Raw genomic sequence first — 22,600 nt, forward strand, 5'->3', positions numbered from 1 at the left:
TAATTGTACATTTTTGAGTTCGAGTGGGGAAATAACAAATGTCAGTAACTAAAGCAACCATACCTTTAGTAATTACCATATTTCTTATGATCGCGATTTGCAATCTTGCATTCGCAAGAGAACTTGATGTTATAAATAATTCAGATGCAAATCTAGTGCAAAATCAATCTGTAGATGGCCAATTCCTTACTGTTACAAATAATTCGGATACAAATGCTACGCAAATAAGTGCTGTCGATGACAACTCAAATAACGTTGATCCTGCTATCTACGGTGATAGGATAGTATGGGGGAACTACCGCATTGTAGATTCAAGTGAAGATCTCTACTTATATGATACCAATAATTTCACGAACGATAGAATTACTGCCAGTGGATCAGCATCAAGTCCTAAAATATACGGGGATAAAATCGTGTGGGAGGACAGTCGCAGCAAGGACTCTGATATTTACATATATAATCTTTCTACCCAGTCAGAAACTCAGATTACTACCAATAAGTCAGATCAGAAGAGTCCTGATATCTATGGAAACCGAGTAGTGTGGGAAGACGATCGCAATGGAGGAGACTTGATCAACTCAGATATCTATATGTATGATCTTTCCACAAATAAGGAATCTCGAATAACCACAATCATATCTGCAAAAGACCCTGTTATCTATGGAGACAGAATAGCGTGGCAGGATACACGCAATGGTGAATGGAAGTCTGATATCTATTTGTATGATCTCTCTACTAAGAACGAAACCCAAATTACAACCAGTGGATCAGCATACTCCCCTGCAATCTACGAAGACAGGTTAGTGTGGAGAGATAATAGCGAAAATCACTCTGGTATCTATATGCATAACTTATCCACATCCACGGAAACTCAAATTATAGCCAATGAATCAGCATATTCTCCTGTAATTTATGGGGATAATATAGTGTGGAAAGATAATAGCGAAAATCACTCTGGTATCTATATGCACAATTTATCCACAGCGACGGAGACCCAAATTACAGCCAGCGAATCACTGATATACTCTCCTGCAATTTATGGAGATAATATAGTGTGGGTGGATGATCGCAATAACAGGTCCGAAATCTACATGTACAATATATCAACTTCAAAAGAAATTTTAATAAATACTAGTAAACTCTCACAGACTGTTCTTGGAAAGAATGAGACTGGTGACATATATGTATACACAAGTCTAACTTGGAATCCTGACCCAGTTCCTATAACAAATGCAACTTTTACTATAATTGGATCAAATGAAAAATATATAGGAAATGGGTCGTACTGGGCTAAATTAAATGCACCTGAAAGCACATATACGATAAGTTACGAGCCAGTAAGTGGATATGATACACCTACTTCTGAAACCAAAATCCTAAAAGAAGGAGATTCAATAAAATTCTCTGGAGAGTATTTGCTAAAAAGAAGGGTAGGCGGAAGACTTGATTTTGGAGATGGGTATATTCTAATAATAAAGCAAATCGATCCTGAAAAGAAAGAAATATCATTGGAATTACAGTTAGATGAGCGCAAAGTTGATGAAGCGAAAGTCAGAGAACACGAGACTGTTGGATTAAATAAAATAAGCTATTCAGTAAATGAAAGTGATAAATATCATCCTTCAGAAATGTTTGTCGAGAATATATCTAGAGATGAAGGCGGGAATTATACAGATTTTTCTTTTCCATCTCCACAATATGCGCTTGGACCGATAAAACCATCTACAGATTTGAGAATTAGTTCAATTCCTGAAGGAGCAAAAGCATCTATAGATGGAAAATATATAGGGAAAACCCCAAAGTCTATTTCAATCGGTGAGTTGAAAACGTATTCGGTTCAATTGGAACTTGAAGGATACAAAAACTGGAACGGTCAGTGTAAATTTGATAAGCTCGAAAAACAAGAAATACAACCGACCCTGAGTAGATAAAAGTAGTTTTGGCAAAGTCAGTATAAGTATTCTAAAAGTTGACGTTGACTTTAGAAAAACAAGGTAAAGGGGTAGATTTCAAAGGATTCTAACTTATTATGACTTACTCGTAGCTATTTGATTCTGCAAAAGAATAAACGAGTACAAAGGTATAATTTGTGAGAATATGAAGCTTCAAGAGATTTACAAAAAAATATCGACAAATTATCTATTTGCTTCTCTTGTACTATCTGGAATCGTTTTATTGATCTATTTATTTTTTACATCTAAAGTAGAAATCTTTAATTTTTATTATCAGAATCAGGTTGATTATGATAAAATACGTGGTTCAGTATTACCAAGTATTATATTAGGATACGAATTTGCTCTAGTTAATTATTTTTTTTCCAATGTATATCAAATTTTTGAAAAACTTACTCCTTTATTTCAAGACAAGCAATACCAAACATTTTCATGCTTTTTAAATAAAAAATTGCGCAAATCTTGGTTATATTACTTGACAATATTTATCGTTCTCGCTTCTTTTGGAATACCAGAATTACATGGATTATCGGAGTATTTTTTGTTTAGTGGAACAAAATCTGGTTACTATTATTTATTTGAACCTACATTTTGGTCAATATTGCTTGATATATTTAATTGCATCGTTCTGTACTCGATGCTTTTCTTAATAGCAGTAATTATCTGGATAATGATCGAATTAGTTTTTATTGTAAATGAACTGAAGGAAAGATATTTGATAAGTATCAATGTGTTTGACATTGATGAAGTAGGAGGACTTAAATCTCTTAAATATTTTATTCTATTGATCGTAAGCAGTTATTTCATAATTCTAACACTGGCTATAATCGCAGATATATCACCAAATGCGGCCATATTTATCTACACATCACCTAGTTCAATAATTACATTTGATATTATCATGTTGAGTTTGATGCTTCTTGCAGGTGTAATTCTTTTTATAATCACATATCAAACAATCAAAAACTTAATTGGCAAAGGCGTAAAATTGGAACTCAAAAAAATAAACGAGAAGTATAAAGAAACTTATGATCAAATATTTGAAATTGGTTCTACCAAAAAGGATAACGATAACGAAAAAGAGCTGAATGAATCAAAGATAATTCTGGATATTCTTGAAAGGGAAGAAAATAAAATCAAAGATATATACCATAATTTATTTGGTTTCAAAGAGGTAGCTACTTTTATCACAACATTTTTACTACCAATAGTAACAACATTACTACCACTAATTATAAAATGAGCTCATCCCAAAACTCAAATTTGTTTCTTTGGATCTCATATTTAGGTGACAAATCGAGCTTTTAATTATGCAAGCAATCCTGAATCCCACATTCCGCAGTATTTTTTCAAAAATCAATGTTTTTCTTGATAGCGTTTTTGAAAAAAATCAAATTAATTTGGACTTTTAATGGAGCTTGGTGAATATTGAATGATATCGTTTTTTGGTCTCTATGATACACCATATAGCTGCTTTACCTCCTGCATAAAAGTCCAATAAATCCACTTTTTATTGAAAATCGATAGCAGGAAAAAATCTGAATATGCGAAAATTTAGTTGAATAAGAAAGAGCGATTACTCGCTCTCCCTCTTCTAAGAACCGTACATGAAAGTTTCCCTTCATACAGCTCAAGCATTCTATAACCCTTTCTGTATCAGGCAGCAATCTTTTTTTTTCAAATGGAGTGATCCTTCCGACAACAAAGTTTATTTTGACGTTCGTGGAAGTAATCCGTATTAAGAAATGGATTCATTTTCAGTCTTAAAGGAATATGTCTGTATATCTTGGTTTTAGATAGGAGCAATAACCCATTAACCTCTGTTCTGAAATCCCACCTTCTGGAAGTGCTTCTTTTCCAGTATTTGTTGACAATCCAATCTTTGGGTTTGTCTGGATGTCTTCTTTTAGCCCATTTCCATAACAATTCCCAGATTCTATGGTCAAGTGTCTGGAAGATATCCGAGGAGACCACTGAATTGTGATAGTTGGTCCAGCCTCTTATTATGGGATTTAATTTGGCAATTAATACTTCCTGAGACCACGCAGCTCCTGCTGTTATGGTTTGACTGATAGTTTCTGTGAATCTTTTTATGGACTTTTTGGATGGTTTAATCAAAAGCTTACCTTTATACTTGCGGAAGTTCCAGCCGAGGAAATCAAAGCCGTCATTAATGTTTGTGATCAGAGTTTTATCATCGGAGAGTTCAAGACCTCGTTCTTTGAGAAAAGCAGTAATCATGTCCTTAATGTCTCTAGCAGTTTCTTCTGAATTAGCAGTAACTATGAGGTGAGTAGCCCGGGGGAGTTTCACCCCCAGGCCCTCTCAGCACCGGACTTGAACCTCTCAGCTCATCCGGCTCCCATTATCCAGCCTCAGGAAAAATCCCCATTTGCCAGTGAACAAAAAGTTTTGGATCCCTTCTGGCAATTTTCCCAAGCCAGTATCTTGCTCGTCGCTTGTGCCCTGAAAGTTTCTTGTATTTGCGCAAGGCCCAGCGAGTCAAGGCACGATTCATATGCTTGAGTACACAGTACAGTTCAGATTTGTAAAAGAGACCATAGTAGTTGACCCAGCCTCTAACTATAGGATTATACATATGGGATAGGTCTTCTAACGTTAAATCGGGTTTGAGGTGCATACGCCAATTATGGATTTCTTGCTGCATAGACTTTTTAGCAGTATTACTGACTGCAGGAGTGAAGTTGATAAAGTGTTTTCCATACTTGTTTTTGGACCTACGGGGTCTAAAGGTGTATCCGAGAAAATCAAATTTTGTTTCAGGATAATCCTCTTGCCGATCGTCATCTTTACAGTAGACGATCCGTGTTTTAGTTGGATGTAGTTCAAGTCCAAATTCAGACAAACGCTTTTCTAACTTAATCCTCAGTCGATCTGCATCTTTCTTGCTTCGGCAGTGTATGACACTATCATCGGCGTATCTTTCAAATGGATTATACCGATGATGACTATCCATCCACTGGTCAAAAGCATAATGAAGAAACAGATTCGCAAGAAGCGGACTAACAACGCCTCCCTGGGGAGTTCCTTTTGTCCGTTCATTGACTGTTCCATCTGCCATCTGAAAGGGTGCTTTGAGCCATCTCTGAATGTAGAGAATGATCCATGGTTTGTCAGTATGCATACTGACTTGCTTCATTAGCAGATCGTGATTAATATTGTCAAACAATCCTTTGATATCGAATTCCAGTAACCAGTTATATCTCCAACAACGCTTACGTGTTGCAGCAAGAGCGTCTGCAGCTGACTTGCCGGGTCTATAGCCGTAAGAGTCGGGGTGAAAGAGTGGTTCTAATTGCGGTTCCAAATAGATTTTTGTAACCATCTGTGCTACCCTGTCGAGTACTGTGGGAATTCCCAGAATGCGAGTTCCGCCGCTCTTTTTAGGGATTTCGATTGCTTTCACTGATGGGGGGAAATAGCAGCCAGAGGACATTCTATTCCAAATCTTATAGAGATTGTTTGTTAGATCTGATTCAAAAGCTGCAATGTTTTCATCATCAACACCAGCAGCACCTTTGTTTGCTTTTACTCTCTGAAAAGCTTCTTGTACTATATCTTTAGAGATTTCATAAGGCTTTGTTTCGTCCATGGGTTCCTCCCTTGATTTGTCAGGTTGACCAATTTTCAAAACTGGATAACACAATCCCTTCGCTTCACTCCCATTACAGGAGCTTCATCACTACTACGGATTGTTCCGCCCCTGTACATCGCTTCGATACTTTCCTCCTTACGGGTCCTCCGCTTGGAATTTTCTCTTACCATCGAAGTACAGGTTCCCACGTTCCACACAGAAGCCTGTGCTAAGTTCACGCCACCTTCATGCCGGCCACCATCTGGTCAGTAAACAGGTTTCTTCCAGACTTATCCCAGGTTAACGACTACCCCCTGGTTTTGATGACATCCCTACGCTTTCGACACTTTATCAGTGGTTCATTGCGTTCGTCTCCATAGCACATACCTGACGAGGTCAAGTCTCGCCTTTTCCATAACGCTCACTACCATGGCTTTTGACCACAGCAGCTTATGGTGGTTTGGAATCTCTACCTGTATAGCGATTCCGAGGGGCCCACCCTCATCTTCTATGCAGCATAGTTACACTATGCGACATTCTGTCACACGGATTCGCTTTCGTGGCGCACAATCATCAGCATATCTGATGAAGTTGACCTTTTTGGTATTTTTCCCTCTTTTAGGGTACTTAGCCATAAGTAACTTCTCGATACTGTCCAATGTCATATTAGCCAAGATTGGTGATATGTCGAATAACAGGGTAGGATTACTCTCTACCCCGTCTTCTAGGAACCGGACTTGATAGTTTCCCATCATCCGGCTCGAGCCACTACTACCCTTTCGGGTGTCAGTTTAGAACAGAATTGGGTTGGTGATGCGTTTCTTCCGGTGGTATTCAATGAATTTCCATTGTTCGAAATATTCCTTGTCGATAAATGGATTTTTGTTAAGGCTTGCTAGTCTTTGCCTAACAACTTTGGCATTGGAGAACCTCTCCAACGTCTTTAATTCTGTGCAGAATACATATTTTCTGCTACCGGATTTATGCCAGTATTTAGTCATTATCCAAGTGAGACCTTTATTTGAGTGTCTTCTTTTCGCCCAAGAGATAAGCATGTTATAGACTGTATCATCAAGTTTGCTGAAAATCTCAGAGGAAACTGTATGGTTGTGATACTGTGTCCATCCCCTAATGATTGGGTTGAGGTCTCGTATCAGTCGGTCTTGATCCCATGCTTTTGCTTTGTGAATTGCATCACTGATTTTCTTGATAACTTCCCTTTGGGACTCTTGAGATGGCTTCGGAAGGAGTTTTCCTTTGTATTTCCTGAAGTTCCATCCTAAGAAATTGAATCCTTCACTAATATTGCATATATAACGAATATCGGCAGCGACAATGTCTCTGTCATTGACACAGCTACAGACAATGTTGTAGACAACGTATCTGTAGGAAGCTTGCCCTATAAAGTTGCAGTCAACCCACAGGGAACAAAGGTATACGTGACAAACGTTGGCAGCAACACTGTCTCTGTCATTGACACTGCAACGAATTCAGTATAATCCAATGTGACTGTAAGACTCGTTTCTAATGGAATTACAGTCACCTCGGATGGAAAAAAGATATATGTGACGAATTGATGGCTTGTAGGATGAGCAAGAGCAAAGAGTCATAATCAAAGTTGCGTTGGCGCACCCCGCAGCAAGGAGGCTGTCCGACAATTACTTCAGGTAATCGAGGTTTCCGCTTTTAATATATTAATTATTATATACTATTCTACTAATTTTTTGGTTTATGGTTTTTATTAAATCTTTAAAGAATCAAGTTTGGACTTTACCTCCAGATATCCGAGATCTTATTCCTTCAGATCATATCTGCTATTTGGTTGAGTCTTTTGTGGATGAGATGGATTTTAGTGAATTTGAAACCAGGTATGACGGTTCTGGACACCCTGCTTATCATCCTTGCATAATGTGTAAGATTTTGATTCAATCTATGCTTGATAGAGTTCGATCATCGCGAGCGATAGCTCGCAATGTTCGAGAAAATATAGTTTACATTTATTTAGCTGAAAACCTACAACCTGATTTTAGAACAATCAGTGATTTCAGAAAAGAGAATGAAGAACTGATTACTGCAATGTTCAAAAACACAGTTAAGGCAGCCAAAGATCTAGGAGTAATAGGTCTTGAACAATTAAGCGTTGATGGATCCAAAGTAAAAGCCTCTACGTCAAGAAAAAGTGCGGTTATGAAAAATGTCTTGGAAGTAATTGAAGAATATGTCAAAAATGAATTAAAAAAAGGTATTGAAATAGACAAAGTTGAGGATGAGCATTTTGGAAAGTGCCGTGGTTATGATCAGTTGAATGAAAGTGAAAAACATAAAGTAAGAGCTGTAGCCGTGAAGTACATAAAGCAAGTAAATAAGGATGAATCTAGCGATAGAAATGGGAAGATTGAAAATACGATTAAGAAGGCACTTAATGAATTTGAAAAAGACAGTATTGATAATGTGAGCTTAACTGATCAAGAATCTCGGTTTATGATTAACAAAAAAGGAACGATTGAACTGGCATATAATACTCAAATAACAGTTGATCATAAACTAGGAATTATAGTTGCAAACGATGTATGTCAAGACAGAAACGATACGTATCAATTGAAGCCTCAAATTGAAATGGTAGAAAAAAATTGTGGTTTATTAAAAGTAGGCACTAAAATATGTGCAGACACTGGATACTATAGCGGAAACAACGTACATTATTTGATTGATAAAAAATTGGATCCATATATTCCAGAGCAAGAAGTAACTAAAACAATAACAGAAAACTTTGAAGATCTAAGGTTCGATATTAGTACGTTTGAATATGATGAAGAAAATGATGAGTTTATATGCCCTGAAAAACAAAGCTTGAAGTTTTTGTATGAGGGTTATGAGAAAGAAAGGAAGAGAAAATACAGACTTTATAAGGGAACTGAATGTAAAAAGTGTAAATTCAGCAAAAATTGTACAAAAAGAAAGGATGGAATTAGGCATTTAAAAATAGCAGAGTTTTCAAAAGAAAGAAAGCAATTAGCCGAAAAAATGAAAACTGAAGAAGCAAAAGAAATATACAGACAAAGGCAGCAGGTAGTAGAACCTGCAATTGGAAACTATAAAGAGAATCTTAGGTTTAGAGAATTTCTCACAAGGGGAATTAAATCAGTCAGAAATGAATTTAATTTGGTATGTACAGCAGTTAACTTAAAGAAAATATGGATTTACTCAAATAAAAACGAGATCATTAGAAAGAGAAATGGAATAAATGGAACTTTTCACTTTAAGAAAAAAATAGTGGATAGAATCAAATTTAATAGAGCTAAAAAGTTCCAGTTTCACAACCGATGACTGCTAATTTATTACCACCAGTAATTGTCGGACAGCCTCCTTGCAGCGGGGTATTCGACTGAAATGAAATTATAGAAAAAAAGTTAGATAATAATTGATAGAAAAGCCTATGGTTCATAGCTATTTAACATATCATTTATTGTAGTAGCCATTTGTTTTCCCTTGTCTGTAATTTCCAATATGTTTTTAGGACCCATCAAATCTTGATCTTTAATTATGATGAGCCCAAAATTCTGAAGTTGATACGCAAGAGCTTTACAGGTTGATACCGACGTCCCTAATTCTATTGATAATTGTTGAATTGTTATTGATTTATGAGATTCTATACTTAATAATCCTTCAATTCTTAGTTCTTTAAAAAAGTATTGTAAAAATTTGTACCTCTCTGGAATCATATATAGTCAAAACATCTTTGTATTTATGAAATTATCTCTCTAGAAAAGTGCCGCGACTCAGAAAAAATCTGTTCAAATGAAACGAACAAAATAGGCAAATTTTTGAGGCCAAAATGAGGGTTACGCTGAGGGGGAGAACCGAACTTTTGAAAAGTCCGATAAACCCCAATCAGTTAACTCTTAATCTGGCTGATTATCAAGAACTCCTTTTAGAGAGGGTCGTGACCAAACTTTTAAAAAAGTTTTCCCTCCCTGGCCGGGACGTGTTAGCAGCACGATGACTCTACAGCCAATATTATCATAATATCTAATGTCTTAAAAAGTTTTTTATAGGATTGCTTTACTACTTTTTTTTAGCTGGAAACTTTAGCAGAGTTTTCAGACTAATGTGAATGTGACCAAACAATGGAAAATACAAAATCTAATAGCGATAGCTCTGCTTTTCAGCAGAATCGTATAGTCGAAGATCCTGATGCCTGTTTCAGGCCAATGCTTAAAGACCTGCATCTTACCCGGATAGATCCGAATTGCACCACTGATGATTCTAAGGGGTGGTTTTGATGACAGTCTACTCTTATGTGAACCCTGGTCTCAATGTAGGACTTTCTTATCACCCAATATTGGGATTGTTAGCGTATCTGGTTTTTGCGTTTTTCTTTGTTTTTTGTGCTGCATCTTCTTTGCTTCTGTATTTTAGATACAAAGGACTGGTGGAACGTATTGAATACCTGGAATATGTCGATTCGAATTTCAGGGGTGGTGAAGAATGAGTTTTTCAATTCAGTTTTTCCATAGTGGCAGGAGCAGGTTATCTATAGTTCACTATCGTTTGAATCTCTCACAGTATAGGGAGATCGAGGAAATTTTCAAGTCAAAGGGTTTTGTTCCTTCTTCTGTTTCTGAGGTGGTTCTGTGAAGTACTACCGCATAATTTCAGGTCACGGTCCTCAGAGTCGATATAAAAAAATAAATGTTCCTGTTGAGCTTTGTAAAGCCCTTCAAATTGGTCTGGGTACTCAGGTTTGTTTGGAGCAAAGGGACTCTTCTTCATTTGTTGTAGGAATTGTTGGGAGGAGCTGAAAATGTCTGAAAAAAATAATGGTTCAGAGGTTTCTGGTTTTAGTGATGCTCCTACTCTCAGGATCCCGGAAGCTTTCATCGTTCTTTCTCCGGACCAAGTAAACGGAGATAAAACTTATCCCGGGACAGTTGGCTTGAAGTATGGACCTACAAAGGAAGACTGGATAAGGCTGCCCTATACCTCCATGAAAAAACTGATTGATTTCTGTAGGGAAAACTCTTCTCTCTTCAATTCTCAGCTTCAGAAAGAACGCGAAAAGAACCAGGTTACAGATCTGTGAGGGGTAACTATGGTTCAGAAATGCGCTTATATGGTTGATATTGACAGAATTAAAGAAATGAGCCGGCTTGCTAATGAGGCTTATAATTCATTGGATAAGCTCAGGTCATTTATCTTAGAAAGTTATGGGGTTGAGTGTGTACCCGGCAAACTTTTACAATGCAGTCGAGCTAATGGTAAGGACTTACCGGAAGTTGTGTATTATATCGAGGCCGCTATTGTAGAAATTAACAACCAGCAGTTAGTTCTCGGTGATGCTTCTAAAGGCCGGCTTGATGAATGGGTTACATGCCGAGAGAATAATAGCTCTATTGTGAATGTTTTTTTAGATTCTGAGGAGATGTGAGGATGGTAACCTGTGAGAATGTAGCTAGGTACTGGCGGATCCGGAGTCTAAGGGAGGCCTCATATAATGTAGTGTACCGTTTTTATGGCCGTTGTACTGAGGAATGCGGGGTTTTCTATGCGGTGCAAAAGTAATCTTCTGGTTTCCTTCGCCTTTGCAGAGCTCACTCCAACAGAGCAGGACCAGGTTAAGCAGGCTATGGAAAGATGGAACAAATCAGACCTTTATAAGTGTCCTGACCTTCAGAAAACATATACAAGGCCAGAGTTATTTTATCACCAGGTCGTTAAAAGGTACGGATGGGGGCGTGTTTGATGCTGGAACCTTTAGAGATAATAAGGTTTGTTGAGTGCCTTCATTGTCCGTATACCAATTTAGTTTGGGGTTCTTGCTACTGTGAGGACTGCCTGGAGTTCTGGACCTGTGAGTATCAATGTGTGAGTGAAAAGTACTATTCTGAATATGAATATTGAGGCCTTACAATGTATTCAAATGAAGAACGCGAAAAACACTGTAAGGCTGGATTGCGGGATTTCCTGCAGTCTTCTTTTTATCGAAGTGAGAAAGGAAAAAATCTGGATGAAACCTATTTTGAAAAATTCGATAAAGAGCGTATCTGTATTGATAAGGTCTTTTTCGTGGTCTATGATGATGATTACGTTTGCCAGGATCATCCTTTCGATAAAGAGCTTAGAGACAAGTTTATCCAGCATGTCAAAAGGTCCCGGGTAAGTAAGGGAAGGTTTGAACAGGTCCTTAGAAAAGAGTTTCAGTATTCAGCCTGGGAGCTGCAGCTTCGTGGAGGCAGGACAATGTATTTTCACGTCAATGTTATCCATTATCTGCAGCAAATACATGATATCAGGCCTTCGAATGTCATTTATGATGACAACTTTTTACCGGTTGATTCAAAGCTTACCATACTTGATTTTATCAAGGCCCTCAGAGACTTCAAAGTCCAGGCAATGGACCTTTACAAGGAAATTGTCTTTAATTATTGGGGTGTGGAGCTGCAGCAAATTAAGGTTAAGCTTGTCCAGGTCGAACTTCCCTTTGAAGTGTATCCTGCAAGCGTTGAAGATATCGCTTTGAAGCTCTATTCTAAGGGAATTTCATTCCGAAAGTACAACACTCAAAGCGGGACAATATACCTTAACCAGGTCGAGACTGATAACAGCGTTTCAGTTCCTGAGCGCAAATATGACAAAGAGGACCCTATTGATAGTGTGGACCTTAAGCCGGATATCCATTACCTGAATAAAATTAATAGTGGTAAGTCCAGGAGGAAAATACAGCTTAAAATATATCAGAAAACTTTTGGCCTGGCCAGGATTGAGCTTACTATCTATTCTGAAGATGCAAAACAGCTTTTTGAATGGTCTCTTTCAGATAAGTCCATTGCTGAGGATTTAATCAATTTCGTCCACTTCAACCTGGGACTCTACGACATAAACGTTGACCGTTATGACCGCTCCCTTGATGACGTGGTAAGGTTCCTTTCCCAGGCTCTCAAGGAACCTGAGGATCTGATATACCAGCTCAAAGACCTTGATATTTTTGAGGCATGTGAAGCTAATAGATCGGTGCGGCAGAGGCTTACCAGGAAAGGCATTTTGATTAAACTTGTTGATTCTGATAATGTTCAGAAAAGAGGCCAATACATAGTTAATCCGATTATTCGGGAGTTTCTGAACATGTACAAGCCTAAAGGCAATGAGCATTTTGTAAAGAAATCCTTGTATCCGGGGTTGTGAGTTATGAGTGATAGAGGTGAAATTGTAGTTCTTTTTTTGTTAGGTGCTGTTTGTGTAGGAACTTATGCATTGTCATTTAATAGTGTTGTTAACAGTGCAATGGAAGAACCTGAGTATCAGGCTGGTTATCAGGATGGTTTGACAGGCAATGATAGTCTTTATCTGGATAGTTTCAATTTTACCTTTCCTGATGGGTCTTTTTTTATCTGGGATTCTGAGGAAGGCTTTAAAGTTTTTTCCTATAGAAAAGGTTTCGAGGATGGCAATACTATAAGAGAATCCGAACTTAAGGAAATGAAGGATACTGAAAATAACACTCGAATTCTAAAACTCTTAAAATATAGAACCAATGGCTTATAAGACTAATTTTGCATCTTATAATCAGTATATATAACAAAAGTTAATAAACCAAAGAAAATTGAAAGTAATATAAATAAGTATAATGAATAAATTTCGAAATTTTCAGGTATAAAAATAGTAATGATACCAAGTGTGTAGGTAATGATAATAAGCCAAATGAAAATATTATAATTATCTAACATTATACGGTTATTCTTAATATCCTCGCATTCTAATTTTTTTTGAAGTTCTAATACTTTATCATGGAAACTTTTGATTTTTTCATAATCAAAATCTTTGATCCTTGACAAATTAAGGTTTAAACGTGAATTGGGTTCAGAATATATATCTATAAATGGTTTTACTTGTCCTAATAATTGAGTCTTTAATGAATCATATTTTTTATAATACCGGTCAATTAAAGATAGTACAACCGTACCACCTACAGCTAATGTAAAATAGAATCCAGCAAGTGAAAGCTGATTGTTGACTGATTCAATCTGGAAATTTAAGAAGTAAAAAGTTAGATCTTTTAAAGAAAGAAGAAATTTGTTTTGTGTCAAATTATTAATAAATTCTTGATTATTAGTAAAAATTAAATTTCCCATTATAACAAAAATTAAAGTTGAAAAATATACAACAAGTACACTAACAAATAAGTTCATAAAAAGCCTATTAATTAATTTAAATGCCGAAATTTCTTTAATTCCTGCTTTGCTATTTATGGCCAATAGAATAATTATTGGCAAAATAATAACTGGAATTGGGGATAAAAGAGCTAAATATATGAATAAAGAACTTATTTGAGTGTTTGGACTCAACGAAGCAATAGAGATAGATATAAAATTTATCACTACTATTAAGTAGTAGTAGTAGTCAAAGTATCTATGTCCCTTATATTTTAAATTGAAAAGTAGAAGTTCTTCAAATGTATATTGTTGAAGGTACGAATGAATATGTTTCATAACCGATATTTTTCCCTCTTCAGTTTTTTTGGAATCTAATTCACTGCAAATTTGATCAAGAGATTTTTTTGTATTTAATTTATTGAAAATGAATAGTACAATGATAAGAGAGAAAGATAATAAACCACCAATAATTATGATTGAAAAAAAATTTTCAATCAAGTTATTATTAGTAGGAAATATCTCCATAGCAATCACATTATTATTTTCTTATTTTTAAGATTTTTTGTTTAAAGTTCTTCCAGGAAATGCAAAAAAATTTCTTTGGAATATGAGAAAATTTACCTGGAGTTGGCCTGAAAGCTTGACATGAACTTTTCCTTTTTGTGTCACTTATTTCTGCAGGCATTCGCAAGATTCCTGAGCTCTAATTTCTTTTTCCTTTTTTATTAGACAATGGAAGGTTTAACGAAATTGTTTTTCAGCTCAACTGTATAAATCCTACAGAATATGCCTTGAATAATGTGTATATAATGAGTACAATTATACCGATCCCAAGTGTCTTTGATTCTTTATCGAGTTGGAGCATACTAAAAAATATGTACTTTTGTATATATGTATATTCTTGTGTTCTTAATCTATATATGGATATTACTTACCTATAAATTCCACAATTTCTTTTGAATGTAATGCTAATCTATTTTTATTCTTATCCAATTTTAATGTTATAGTATCCCTTGCTGTCCTTTTTTCCTTCAATTTCCTGGTCCTGGTGCTTCAGGTTCTTGAAGGCCTTAACCAGGTAGTCGGCATTTTTCAAAATTCTGTCCTTCCTGCAGCTGGCCTGAAAATTTGTTCAAAAAAGAATGAAAGGAAAAGAGAAAGCCATTCTCATCGTATATCACTCTCGCCGTGTGCCCGCAGCGAAAATGTCGGCGGCTTGCTTTTCATGGTTTCGGTTTCCGGCATGGCGACAGCCTATCCGCCATCCGATACCTTGAAAAAAGCAAGCAGTCGCTCGCTGCAAAAAGGGCACGCGAAGAGAGATTAACGATAGAAAGGCGTAAACTTTTCATTCCGGGTAACCTTCGGAGATGTCGCTTAGTTCAACTCCCCACACTCTCTATCCATTCTCATCGGTTGAACTTGAGCCGGAGCCCGTTATACTTTTCACCATGCACACGAATACTCTATTGAGCCCTTCTGATACAAATCAAAAAACTTAAAAGGCTTTTGAAAATGTAAACATTATGCAAATTATAGAGAATAGAGGAATTGCCACTAAAAAGCTAAAATCATTGGCAAATTCTTTTTCTAATGTAGACGATATGGTTTTCGGTTTTAGTATTTATGGTTCTAAACCCATAAAAGTGCCAAAAGACATTGAGTATGAAGTATCTAAAATAACTATTTATGGAAAATCTGTCGAGCTTTATGACGAGTTTATTGAATTTCTTAAATCACAAACTAGGCTTGAATATATGCGTAACAATAAAGAGGGCCGGGAGTTTGTAGAGAATGAGCTGAACAAATTCGTCTATGATGTATTTTATAAGAAATATAATCATCAAGAGCTTAATACAAGGATTAAAGAAATTTTGGGTACTATCTACAAGCCTATTGAAGCTTATAAAGTTATTATTCCTCTCAACTTTTTTTATACTAGGATACCGCAAGTTTTTGAGATTGGAGACTCTTTAATTGAAAAGTTAGATTTAGATCGCATTAGAAAAGATGCACTCTCTTCTAATTCTGGTTATGAATCTTTTTTTGATCGTTTGATTGAATTTGAAGGTAATTATTGTATTACTATTTATGAAGAAGGTAATAACTTAGATTTGGTCATAGAAAGAGCGCGAAAAAAAGCATCCAAATGCTTGAATCGTTTGAAACTATACCTTTTCAAAATGAATTATAAAGATTATGTAGCTAGATCTTTTGCGATAAGTTATTCTGCATTTGTTTATAAAGAATCAAGCAACCGATTCATTTCTTTATATTTTGGACACAACAAAGAAACCCCTTATACCAAAATACTGGATGAAGATTGTGTAAATAACATCAAATATTCCTTAAGCGAATTGGATAAATTTGATTTAATTTTAAACAACGATACAAGGAAAAGGATTGAAAGATCTATCCATTGGTTTGGAAAAGCTATAACTGAAACAGATTCAGATGTTTGTCTTGTTTTATATTGTACTGGTTTAGAGGCTTTGCTAATTCCTGAAGTAGGGGGTAAAAAAGGTCAAATTTTAGCTCTAAGGGCATCATTGATTCAGAAAAAGATGCTTAATGAGGTTTTAAATCCTTTTTTATTGTTTAATATTTATGAGATCAGGTCAGATGTGATTCACGGTTCAAGTCATGATATAACTGTAAACGATTTTATAGAAGACTTGAAAATTTTTGTATCCAGGATTCTTTATCCTTTTGTTGATTTTGCTAGAATTAATTCCAAAATGAACCCAAACGAAATTATTAGGGAATTAGAGAATTTCGAAGATATTTTGGAAATTTTTCTACATCTTTTTTACCACTCAGATGACTTTAAAAACTCTATTGACTTAAAAAAATATATTATGTGTGAAAAATTGTTAACGGATATTAATTTACCGCGTGAAAAGTACATTGAAATCACTAAGGGCGGTGTAAAAAGAATCCAAGAAATACCACCTACAATTCTAGATAAATTTTTTCAAGCGACTAAGAGTGATAATTCTAATACTAGAAGTTCAGCTGTTTATGCCCTGGGTTATTTAGAGGAACCATCAGCGGTAGATATTCTGTGCGAAATTTTACAGAATGATGATAGTTTTGGAGTTCAAAAACATGCTGCTTTGGCTCTAGGTAGAATAAAGGATCAAGGGGTTATTTCGTTAAAACCATTGATTGAGTCTTTAGCTCACGAAAATTCAGCTGTAAGAGTAGCAGCTGCAGAAGCTTTAGGCCGGTTAGGACATCAAGAAGCTACAGATGCACTTATCAAATCACTAAAAGATAAAAATGCTGATGTTAGAGCTACTTCTGCAGAATCTCTCGGTTTTATTAGAAATGAAAGAGCTTTTATTCATTTACTTGAATCGCTTGATGATGAAAACTATAGAGTTATTTCTTCTGTTGCGATATCTTTGGGTAGATATAAGGATCACCGGGCCATCGAGAAGCTTAAACTTACTAGAAATAAAAAAATCTTTGGAACTAAAGAATGGATAGATTGGGCTCTCAATGAGAGTAAAAAATGATATCCTATGCTTCAGATTTGATTGTATCACTTTCATTTATTCTTTTTTACTTCTATTTAAGCATAGAATTTTTGTATGAATTTCAGTGGATTTTTTCTCTCTTCCCTTTTTGGGCTATTAGTAGATAGTACCAAAACGTGCACAATTTCTGTGCATAACTTTCTTTCAATCTCTCCTGTTACTGTTTTTTCTCGCCGGAAATTTACTTCCGGTTCCACTGGAAAAAGTAATATTTTTCTAACAAAATGTTATTTATTTCCGTCATTGTTCGGTTTTTGCACAACCGTGCAGATTCTGGTTGTCCTGCGTGCACAATTTCTGTGCATAACTTTTTTTTCGTCTCTTCCGGTTGTGTTTTATCACTTCTCCAATTTTTGGCACGGGGTGAAAGTATTCAGAAGTAAAAACAAATATTTTGCTTTTACTGCTTCTGTTTTTAATCTTATACAATTTAATTCATGTGTGAAAGTGTTTTATTTCTAACATTTTGCTGAATTCCATAGTTATTTTTGACTCTATAAAGATTCAGTTAATTGAAAGAGTTTTTATTTTTTCTATATATATTATCAGTTTGGTGATTAGAATTTGGATGTTATAAAATATCCTGGTGGTCAGGTTCAGGTAAGACCTGCTGGAAATTACATGGGTAAGGCTTTTTCTGCAAGTGTTGTTATGACCGAAGCGAAGTATGGGAAGTTGTCTCCGGACTCATTTCTTGAAATGTTGGCAGCTCTTACAGATCCCAAAAATAAGCCGTTCATTGAAGCTGTTCAGAAATTGCGGTAAAAAGGCGGTTTCGAAATGATGGAGAATACTGCTAAAAACGGTTTGAGGGTCGGTTTTATTGCCGTCTCTCTTCTGTTTTTATTTGTTCTTCCTGCTTCTGCTTATTCCAATATTAATAACGGCGATTTTAATACAAATTTAACCGGCTGGTCTACTTCCGGTATTGGTTCTTGGGGAGGTCCTTATGCTTATTGGGGCGGCTCATGTCAAGTGAATTATTATTCTACTGGTAGTTATGACAATTCAGGTAATGCCAGAGTATATTGTTCTGTTTGGAATGATGACGGGGAAGGTGGAAGTACTACAAAAACCTGTCAGATGTATCAGACCGTAGATGTTACCGGATATAATACTCTTTATTTTTGGTCGAAAGGGAACTTGGGTAGGGTATATATTGGTTCTAAATATTTGACCATATTTAATACAAGTTGGAATAAATATTCAATAGATGTTTCAGATCTTACCGGTTCACAGACCTTGAAAGCTTATGCTTCTTCTACGGCTTATGATGATGGACCAACGGTTACACATTATGTTTATGTTGACCATTTCTATTTTGATTCTGATGAAGTGCCAATTACTTATGATTTAAGTTGTTCTCCTTATCCTCTTTATAAAACCGATTCTACAGTTAATATTAATCTGACCACTGAAAACGCTTACAGTAAAACTGTTAATCTAACTGCTTATGGTCATACTGGTAGTGTTTATGGAGAAATAGACAGTACTTCTTTAGGTATTGCAACCAATAACGAAATTACTCAAACTGTTTTTTCTTTTCCCCTGGTTGATTCCTGGGACTATATTACTGTAGAGGCGGAGGCTGACGGCGAAATTGTTGATACATTAAATGCTACTATCTACAATAATTACGTTGATTATAATCCGGATGGATCATATAATTTCAACGTTGGAGACGAGTATAATCCGGGTACTTCTGGTTTGATTGATTACTATGTCCGGGAAATATACGAAGATGGAACTATCGTTTATACTGAGTTAGATAGTCAATCCGGAACTATCACGCCTACTTACCCAGGTGGTGAACATGGTGATTTGATCAGTGTTACTATTGTTGAAACTTTCGCAGGTCAAGAAACTCAGATTATAGATACACTGAACAGTACTGAAGAATTTGATTACATAGATTATGATGCTAATACTTCCCAGGTCTGGTATGATTTTGGAGAGCTCTGGGGGCTCCCTGGATATACTTATTTTGTGAAGATTTTTTACTTTCCCCCTGGTCCTGGTGAAACCTGGGCTCCTGATGATCAGATTATTCAGGTCTATTCTCAGTCTGGTTATGTTACTGTTGATTATCCTGAATATTTTGATTATGCTTCTGCATATTTCAAAGTCGATGGTGATTCTTATCTTGTAGATCAGTCTACCAGGGACGATTCATATGCTCCTGAAGTAAACCCAGATGATGAGGATGATGAAGATGATAATCCTATTGATAATTTGGACCCTCCAGATGCTCCTGATGGGCCTGATTCTGATTCTGATTCTGATTCTCCTTTTCCCGATCCTCTCGAAAATGAGTCAGAAAATAATGATACATGGCCGGAAGCTCCGAACGTTCCTGAAATCATAAATGTTCCTGGCGGTAACGAAACTAATGTTACGGTGGTCACTGATAATACTACTTCCGGTTATTATTCTTCTGTAAATGAGTCTATTAATGGTGTTTTTGCTCCCGCTCATGCTTTCGCAAATTACGTTTCTTCTCCTTTTAATGATGCGGCTGGATCTCTTTATATTGTCTCTACTTCCCTGGGTGGTCAGGATTTGAGTGATTCTCAGGAAGTTGCTGATGATTTAGGATCTGGTGTTAAAGCTGTTTTTCCTCTTTGGTATCGGCTTTTTGGTTCTGTTGTAATTTGCCTTGCTATCGTTTCAATGATGCTTCGGGGGTCTAATGAATAATGAAGCTTACTAAGCTTGTTTTCTCTTTCTTCCTGGCTTTGGTCCTCCTGGTGTCTCCTGGGTCCGCTGAGGACCTTGAGGTCTGGCTCGGAAGTTACCTTAATGATTTTCTTGCTAATCTTCTCAATGCCATTTTTTATCCATTCAGGTTAATTTTCTATCATATTGAGCTTTTTATTTCTGAATTGTTAAGTCCGATTACTAATTTGATTACTTCAATTTATGAACTTTTTAGGCTGGCTTATGATCTTTCTATAGGTTTCTTAACTTCTTTTATGCCTGTTGAATGGGTTCTTTTAATCGGTGCTGGTCTTCTTATTCGTCTTTTCAAAGCTGTGTATAGCTATCTTAAGGATGTTGAAATACTGGGGTTCAAAATATGAGCGAAGCGTCTGATATGCTTGCTTTTTGTTCTGGTCTTATAGGTCAGGGTTTTGAAGTCCTTGGAAATATCAATTTTTTTGAGTATAAGCTTTGGCAGATTATTTTGGCAATTGCTTTTGGTTTTGCTTTTGCATATTGGGCGGTAAAACAGATTATAGGTCCTGGACGTCATTATCCTGCTGATATGGTTGATTTTCCGGATGATATCCCGGATACTCTTTCAGATGGTGTTGGACCTGGAGACGCTGTTCGTGCTCCTTTTGAGTTCGAAGCTAATTATGATCCTGAACATCTTGGTTTATATGAGGTAATGGGAGCTACGGCTATTAATATTGAAAATGGGGCTGAACGTAATATTAAAGGCTCGAGTCGTCTTCATGATTTTTTTGAAGATCCGATCATGTATGACGAAGAAGCAATAGAAGCTAATGAGATTATTTCCGGGGACGAATTCGATGAAATGTTAGAGGTGCGCAAAAAAGAAAAAGAGCTTGCTAAGAAACAGCGCGAAGAACTAGAAGAAGAGGAAGAATATTACTCTCCTGGTTATTATTCTCATCCTTCCGATGATGAATTAGTTTCTTATTTTGATGACGATTTCGGAGATGAATTATGATTACCGGGGTCGAAATTGTTGGTTATGAAATTCCTGAAAACGCGACTGTCACTCTTGTGACTTTTGCTCATGAAGGCGATATTCTCTATGTGCTCTGGATTATAGCAGGTCTGCTGCTTCTTATTGTTCTTGATAAATTTCTTGTTAGATATCTGAGGTGGTGAATTTGCTTTATGGTATACTTGAATTTGTTGTTGGTTCTCCTACTTCTTCGGTAGAACATACTCTTTTGTATGCTACAGCTTGCTGTTGTCAGCTTTTGTTAATTTTTTCTCTGTTATATATTGTTAGTTTCCTTTCTGGGGCAGGAAGGCGGTTATCTGATGAATAATTTTACGCTCATACATTAGCCATTTTGTTTATTTATAAAAAAGTATGGGAGGAGGTGAGAAATCTTTGGCTATCGATATTACTAATATATCTACCGTAGTGACTGCTGGGTATGGTTGGATTACTACAACTGCTGAGTTGTTCACTACTACATGTCTTGCTATTCCTTTCGGTCTTATGGTTTCACGAAAGGCTATATCAATTGCAGTTGGTGCCGTTAAAAGCATGATGCACGGCTAAACGGAGAGCTGGAAGGGGGGCGGATTCCCTTCCTTCTCTTTAAATTCTTTTTTGGGTAATAATATGTTACAACCAGGGATTTATTGTGTTCACGGTCCCCCAGGGTCAGGAAAAACTTCCTGGGCAGTAGAAAAGGTCTTACCTGTACTACGTTCCGGAAAAATCCCTGTATTTTCAAATTTTCTAATAATAGATCCTGATACTGGTCATAGGTCCTTACAGTGGAAGGATGAGTATAAGGAAACGCTTGTCGATGCCTGGATAATTAAAGATGAGGCATGGAGCGATATAGATAGTACTGACTGGATGAATTTTACAAAAGCGGATAATTCATTTTTCCGTTTGTCCAGGCAAAACGGTTTGGTAATAATCATAATTTCACAAACGGGCGTCGTTAAAACTGTAAGGGAGATTTCAAACATGTTTGTAGAGTGTCATTGCTGGCATCTCGGCAAGTTTCCTTTATTATTTAGGCGGCGGTTTCGTCGAAAGTTTGAGGATCGAAAACATGAGTTTCAGAATAAAAGCCTTTTTAATCGGAAGGTAGGAGCCGCTTATAATCATCGTGCTTTTAGAATCAAGCGTCCTGTTAATCCGATGACTTTTGAACCCTGGGAAGGATCACTTCCCGAATATGTTCCTTTAAAAGAGCGGGCTTTTAGATGGGTTAAAAAATTGGTTGTCGATGCTTTTGACTACTGGACCTTTAACCGGTTCACTTTTAAGCCTATTGATGGCTTTCCTTATCATTTTTTGGAATACTATTACATTTCACTTGCTTATTCTTTCAGTTTGTATAAATTAATTCGGTTTTTAGGAGTGGTATAATGCGTTTTGAAGGAAAGAAAGTAAAATTCGATTGGGTTGATTATATTCTGATAGGTTCTATTATCGGTGTTGCTGTTGGTGCTTATTTTGGATATCAACAGGGCGCTAATGATACGCTTCAACACTTGCAGCAGTTGCCCCACTATCCTTACCCAGGGCTTAATGGTTCATAAACGAAACCATTAAGGTTTCTGCTCTATCGGCAGCCGGGTCCCCTTTGGGGTGGCTGCCTGGGCAGTCCATTGGTTTCGTTTTTCTATTAATAA

At 36.4% G+C, this 22,600-nt stretch carries 25 protein-coding genes; 19 read left to right on the forward strand and 6 right to left on the reverse strand.

What is annotated here, in order from left to right:
• Nucleotides 1-38 precede the first annotated feature (38 nt).
• A complete protein-coding gene (locus tag MA_RS24675; RefSeq protein ID WP_011022747.1) occupies nt 39-1,931 on the forward strand; it encodes a PEGA domain-containing protein in 1,893 nt (630 codons plus the stop codon).
• A 691-nt stretch (nt 1,932-2,622) separates the two neighbouring features.
• The gene (locus MA_RS27210) at nt 2,623-3,195 is read left to right on the forward strand and encodes a hypothetical protein (RefSeq protein ID WP_157860257.1); all 573 of its coding nucleotides are present in this window, start codon (nt 2,623-2,625) and stop codon (nt 3,193-3,195) included.
• A 434-nt stretch (nt 3,196-3,629) separates the two neighbouring features.
• Here MA_RS27210 and MA_RS14640 read toward each other — a convergent pair whose 3' ends face one another.
• From MA_RS14640 to MA_RS25685, 4 genes are all read right to left on the reverse strand, one after another.
• The gene (locus MA_RS14640; protein ID WP_226990614.1) at nt 3,630-4,265 is read right to left on the reverse strand and encodes a group II intron maturase-specific domain-containing protein; all 636 of its coding nucleotides are present in this window, start codon (nt 4,263-4,265) and stop codon (nt 3,630-3,632) included.
• Between the two features lie 52 nt (nt 4,266-4,317).
• On the reverse strand, nt 4,318-5,565 hold the full coding sequence (gene ltrA / locus MA_RS14645) for a group II intron reverse transcriptase/maturase (protein ID WP_011022749.1): 1,248 nt from the start codon (nt 5,563-5,565) through the stop codon (nt 4,318-4,320).
• Between the two features lie 35 nt (nt 5,566-5,600).
• Complete coding sequence (locus MA_RS27215; RefSeq protein ID WP_157197147.1) at nt 5,601-5,786, reverse strand: hypothetical protein; 186 nt, start codon at nt 5,784-5,786, stop codon at nt 5,601-5,603.
• 552 nt (nt 5,787-6,338) lie between these two features.
• The gene (locus tag MA_RS25685) at nt 6,339-6,884 is read right to left on the reverse strand and encodes a group II intron maturase-specific domain-containing protein (RefSeq protein ID WP_345939377.1); all 546 of its coding nucleotides are present in this window, start codon (nt 6,882-6,884) and stop codon (nt 6,339-6,341) included.
• A gap of 57 nt (nt 6,885-6,941) precedes the next feature.
• Between MA_RS25685 and MA_RS29220 the strand changes: the two genes are divergently transcribed.
• Both MA_RS29220 and MA_RS25695 read left to right on the forward strand, forming a co-directional pair.
• Complete coding sequence (locus MA_RS29220) at nt 6,942-7,046, forward strand: hypothetical protein (RefSeq protein ID WP_248698047.1); 105 nt, start codon at nt 6,942-6,944, stop codon at nt 7,044-7,046.
• Nucleotides 7,047-7,278: 232 nt separating this feature from the next.
• Entirely contained in the window at nt 7,279-8,874 is a 1,596-nt protein-coding gene (locus MA_RS25695; RefSeq protein ID WP_011022752.1) for an IS1182-like element ISMac20 family transposase, read from the forward strand.
• Between the two features lie 107 nt (nt 8,875-8,981).
• Here the strand turns inward: MA_RS25695 and MA_RS14665 are convergent, their stop codons facing one another.
• The gene (locus MA_RS14665; RefSeq protein ID WP_048065527.1) at nt 8,982-9,269 is read right to left on the reverse strand and encodes a hypothetical protein; all 288 of its coding nucleotides are present in this window, start codon (nt 9,267-9,269) and stop codon (nt 8,982-8,984) included.
• A 560-nt stretch (nt 9,270-9,829) separates the two neighbouring features.
• Here MA_RS14665 and MA_RS14670 point away from each other — a divergent pair.
• The 6 genes from MA_RS14670 to MA_RS14695 all read left to right on the forward strand — a co-directional run bounded on the left by MA_RS14670 (nt 9,830) and on the right by MA_RS14695 (nt 13,089).
• Nucleotides 9,830-10,039, forward strand: coding sequence for a hypothetical protein (locus tag MA_RS14670; protein WP_048065528.1), 210 nt, complete (start codon nt 9,830-9,832; stop codon nt 10,037-10,039).
• Nucleotides 10,040-10,351: 312 nt separating this feature from the next.
• Nucleotides 10,352-10,630, forward strand: coding sequence for a hypothetical protein (locus MA_RS14675; protein ID WP_011022753.1), 279 nt, complete (start codon nt 10,352-10,354; stop codon nt 10,628-10,630).
• A gap of 9 nt (nt 10,631-10,639) precedes the next feature.
• Entirely contained in the window at nt 10,640-10,975 is a 336-nt protein-coding gene (locus MA_RS14680) for a hypothetical protein (protein WP_011022754.1), read from the forward strand.
• A 117-nt stretch (nt 10,976-11,092) separates the two neighbouring features.
• Nucleotides 11,093-11,290: a hypothetical protein gene (locus tag MA_RS14685; RefSeq protein WP_157860258.1), complete on the forward strand. Its 198-nt coding sequence runs from the start codon at nt 11,093-11,095 to the stop codon at nt 11,288-11,290.
• A gap of 167 nt (nt 11,291-11,457) precedes the next feature.
• On the forward strand, nt 11,458-12,729 hold the full coding sequence (locus tag MA_RS14690; protein WP_011022756.1) for a hypothetical protein: 1,272 nt from the start codon (nt 11,458-11,460) through the stop codon (nt 12,727-12,729).
• A gap of 3 nt (nt 12,730-12,732) precedes the next feature.
• Nucleotides 12,733-13,089, forward strand: a complete 357-nt coding sequence (locus MA_RS14695; protein WP_011022757.1) for a hypothetical protein — start codon at nt 12,733-12,735, stop codon at nt 13,087-13,089.
• Between the two features lie 2 nt (nt 13,090-13,091).
• On the opposite strand, the gene MA_RS14700 is transcribed toward MA_RS14695, so the two are convergent.
• The gene (locus MA_RS14700) at nt 13,092-14,231 is read right to left on the reverse strand and encodes a hypothetical protein (RefSeq protein ID WP_011022758.1); all 1,140 of its coding nucleotides are present in this window, start codon (nt 14,229-14,231) and stop codon (nt 13,092-13,094) included.
• A 514-nt stretch (nt 14,232-14,745) separates the two neighbouring features.
• Here MA_RS14700 and MA_RS28805 point away from each other — a divergent pair.
• From MA_RS28805 to MA_RS27235, 9 genes are all read left to right on the forward strand, one after another.
• Nucleotides 14,746-15,024, forward strand: coding sequence for a hypothetical protein (locus MA_RS28805; RefSeq protein ID WP_011022759.1), 279 nt, complete (start codon nt 14,746-14,748; stop codon nt 15,022-15,024).
• Nucleotides 15,025-15,223: 199 nt separating this feature from the next.
• Nucleotides 15,224-17,218: a HEAT repeat domain-containing protein gene (locus MA_RS14705; protein ID WP_011022760.1), complete on the forward strand. Its 1,995-nt coding sequence runs from the start codon at nt 15,224-15,226 to the stop codon at nt 17,216-17,218.
• Nucleotides 17,219-17,803: 585 nt separating this feature from the next.
• On the forward strand, nt 17,804-18,004 hold the full coding sequence (locus tag MA_RS14710; protein WP_048065529.1) for a hypothetical protein: 201 nt from the start codon (nt 17,804-17,806) through the stop codon (nt 18,002-18,004).
• A gap of 15 nt (nt 18,005-18,019) precedes the next feature.
• Complete coding sequence (locus MA_RS14715; RefSeq protein ID WP_011022762.1) at nt 18,020-19,936, forward strand: hypothetical protein; 1,917 nt, start codon at nt 18,020-18,022, stop codon at nt 19,934-19,936.
• A complete protein-coding gene (locus tag MA_RS14720) occupies nt 19,936-20,319 on the forward strand; it encodes a hypothetical protein (protein WP_011022763.1) in 384 nt (127 codons plus the stop codon). Before MA_RS14715 ends, MA_RS14720 begins: the two co-directional genes overlap by 1 nt.
• A complete protein-coding gene (locus MA_RS14725; RefSeq protein WP_011022764.1) occupies nt 20,316-20,936 on the forward strand; it encodes a hypothetical protein in 621 nt (206 codons plus the stop codon). The genes MA_RS14720 and MA_RS14725 overlap by 4 nt, the downstream gene beginning before the upstream one ends.
• Nucleotides 20,933-21,100: a hypothetical protein gene (locus MA_RS27225; protein WP_157860259.1), complete on the forward strand. Its 168-nt coding sequence runs from the start codon at nt 20,933-20,935 to the stop codon at nt 21,098-21,100. Before MA_RS14725 ends, MA_RS27225 begins: the two co-directional genes overlap by 4 nt.
• Before the next feature lie 469 nt (nt 21,101-21,569).
• Nucleotides 21,570-22,334, forward strand: a complete 765-nt coding sequence (locus tag MA_RS14730) for a hypothetical protein (protein ID WP_157860261.1) — start codon at nt 21,570-21,572, stop codon at nt 22,332-22,334.
• Complete coding sequence (locus MA_RS27235) at nt 22,334-22,507, forward strand: hypothetical protein (protein ID WP_157860262.1); 174 nt, start codon at nt 22,334-22,336, stop codon at nt 22,505-22,507. Before MA_RS14730 ends, MA_RS27235 begins: the two co-directional genes overlap by 1 nt.
• Nucleotides 22,508-22,600: the final 93 nt, after the last annotated feature.

Source organism: Methanosarcina acetivorans C2A (genome assembly GCF_000007345.1).
GTDB lineage: Archaea > Halobacteriota > Methanosarcinia > Methanosarcinales > Methanosarcinaceae > Methanosarcina > Methanosarcina acetivorans.

Excerpts from the sequence above, each read along its gene's own strand:
- MA_RS14665 (WP_048065527.1), bottom strand. The coding sequence starts at position 9,269 with ATGATTCCAGAGAGGTACAAATTTTTACAATACTTTTTTAAAGAACTA.
- MA_RS14680 (WP_011022754.1), top strand. The coding sequence starts at position 10,640 with ATGGTTCAGAAATGCGCTTATATGGTTGATATTGACAGAATTAAAGAA.
- MA_RS27225 (WP_157860259.1), top strand. The coding sequence starts at position 20,933 with ATGATTACCGGGGTCGAAATTGTTGGTTATGAAATTCCTGAAAACGCG.
- MA_RS14720 (WP_011022763.1), top strand. The coding sequence starts at position 19,936 with ATGAAGCTTACTAAGCTTGTTTTCTCTTTCTTCCTGGCTTTGGTCCTC.
- MA_RS25695 (WP_011022752.1), top strand. The coding sequence starts at position 7,279 with ATGGTTTTTATTAAATCTTTAAAGAATCAAGTTTGGACTTTACCTCCA.
- MA_RS14695 (WP_011022757.1), top strand. The coding sequence starts at position 12,733 with ATGAGTGATAGAGGTGAAATTGTAGTTCTTTTTTTGTTAGGTGCTGTT.
- MA_RS27210 (WP_157860257.1), top strand. The coding sequence starts at position 2,623 with ATGATCGAATTAGTTTTTATTGTAAATGAACTGAAGGAAAGATATTTG.
- MA_RS14685 (WP_157860258.1), top strand. The coding sequence starts at position 11,093 with ATGCGGTGCAAAAGTAATCTTCTGGTTTCCTTCGCCTTTGCAGAGCTC.
- MA_RS14675 (WP_011022753.1), top strand. The coding sequence starts at position 10,352 with ATGTCTGAAAAAAATAATGGTTCAGAGGTTTCTGGTTTTAGTGATGCT.
- MA_RS14715 (WP_011022762.1), top strand. The coding sequence starts at position 18,020 with ATGATGGAGAATACTGCTAAAAACGGTTTGAGGGTCGGTTTTATTGCC.
- MA_RS14725 (WP_011022764.1), top strand. The coding sequence starts at position 20,316 with ATGAGCGAAGCGTCTGATATGCTTGCTTTTTGTTCTGGTCTTATAGGT.
- MA_RS14670 (WP_048065528.1), top strand. The coding sequence starts at position 9,830 with ATGACAGTCTACTCTTATGTGAACCCTGGTCTCAATGTAGGACTTTCT.
- ltrA (WP_011022749.1), bottom strand. The coding sequence starts at position 5,565 with ATGGACGAAACAAAGCCTTATGAAATCTCTAAAGATATAGTACAAGAA.
- MA_RS14705 (WP_011022760.1), top strand. The coding sequence starts at position 15,224 with ATGCAAATTATAGAGAATAGAGGAATTGCCACTAAAAAGCTAAAATCA.
- MA_RS24675 (WP_011022747.1), top strand. The coding sequence starts at position 39 with ATGTCAGTAACTAAAGCAACCATACCTTTAGTAATTACCATATTTCTT.
- MA_RS14690 (WP_011022756.1), top strand. The coding sequence starts at position 11,458 with ATGTATTCAAATGAAGAACGCGAAAAACACTGTAAGGCTGGATTGCGG.
- MA_RS27235 (WP_157860262.1), top strand. The coding sequence starts at position 22,334 with ATGCGTTTTGAAGGAAAGAAAGTAAAATTCGATTGGGTTGATTATATT.
- MA_RS14730 (WP_157860261.1), top strand. The coding sequence starts at position 21,570 with ATGTTACAACCAGGGATTTATTGTGTTCACGGTCCCCCAGGGTCAGGA.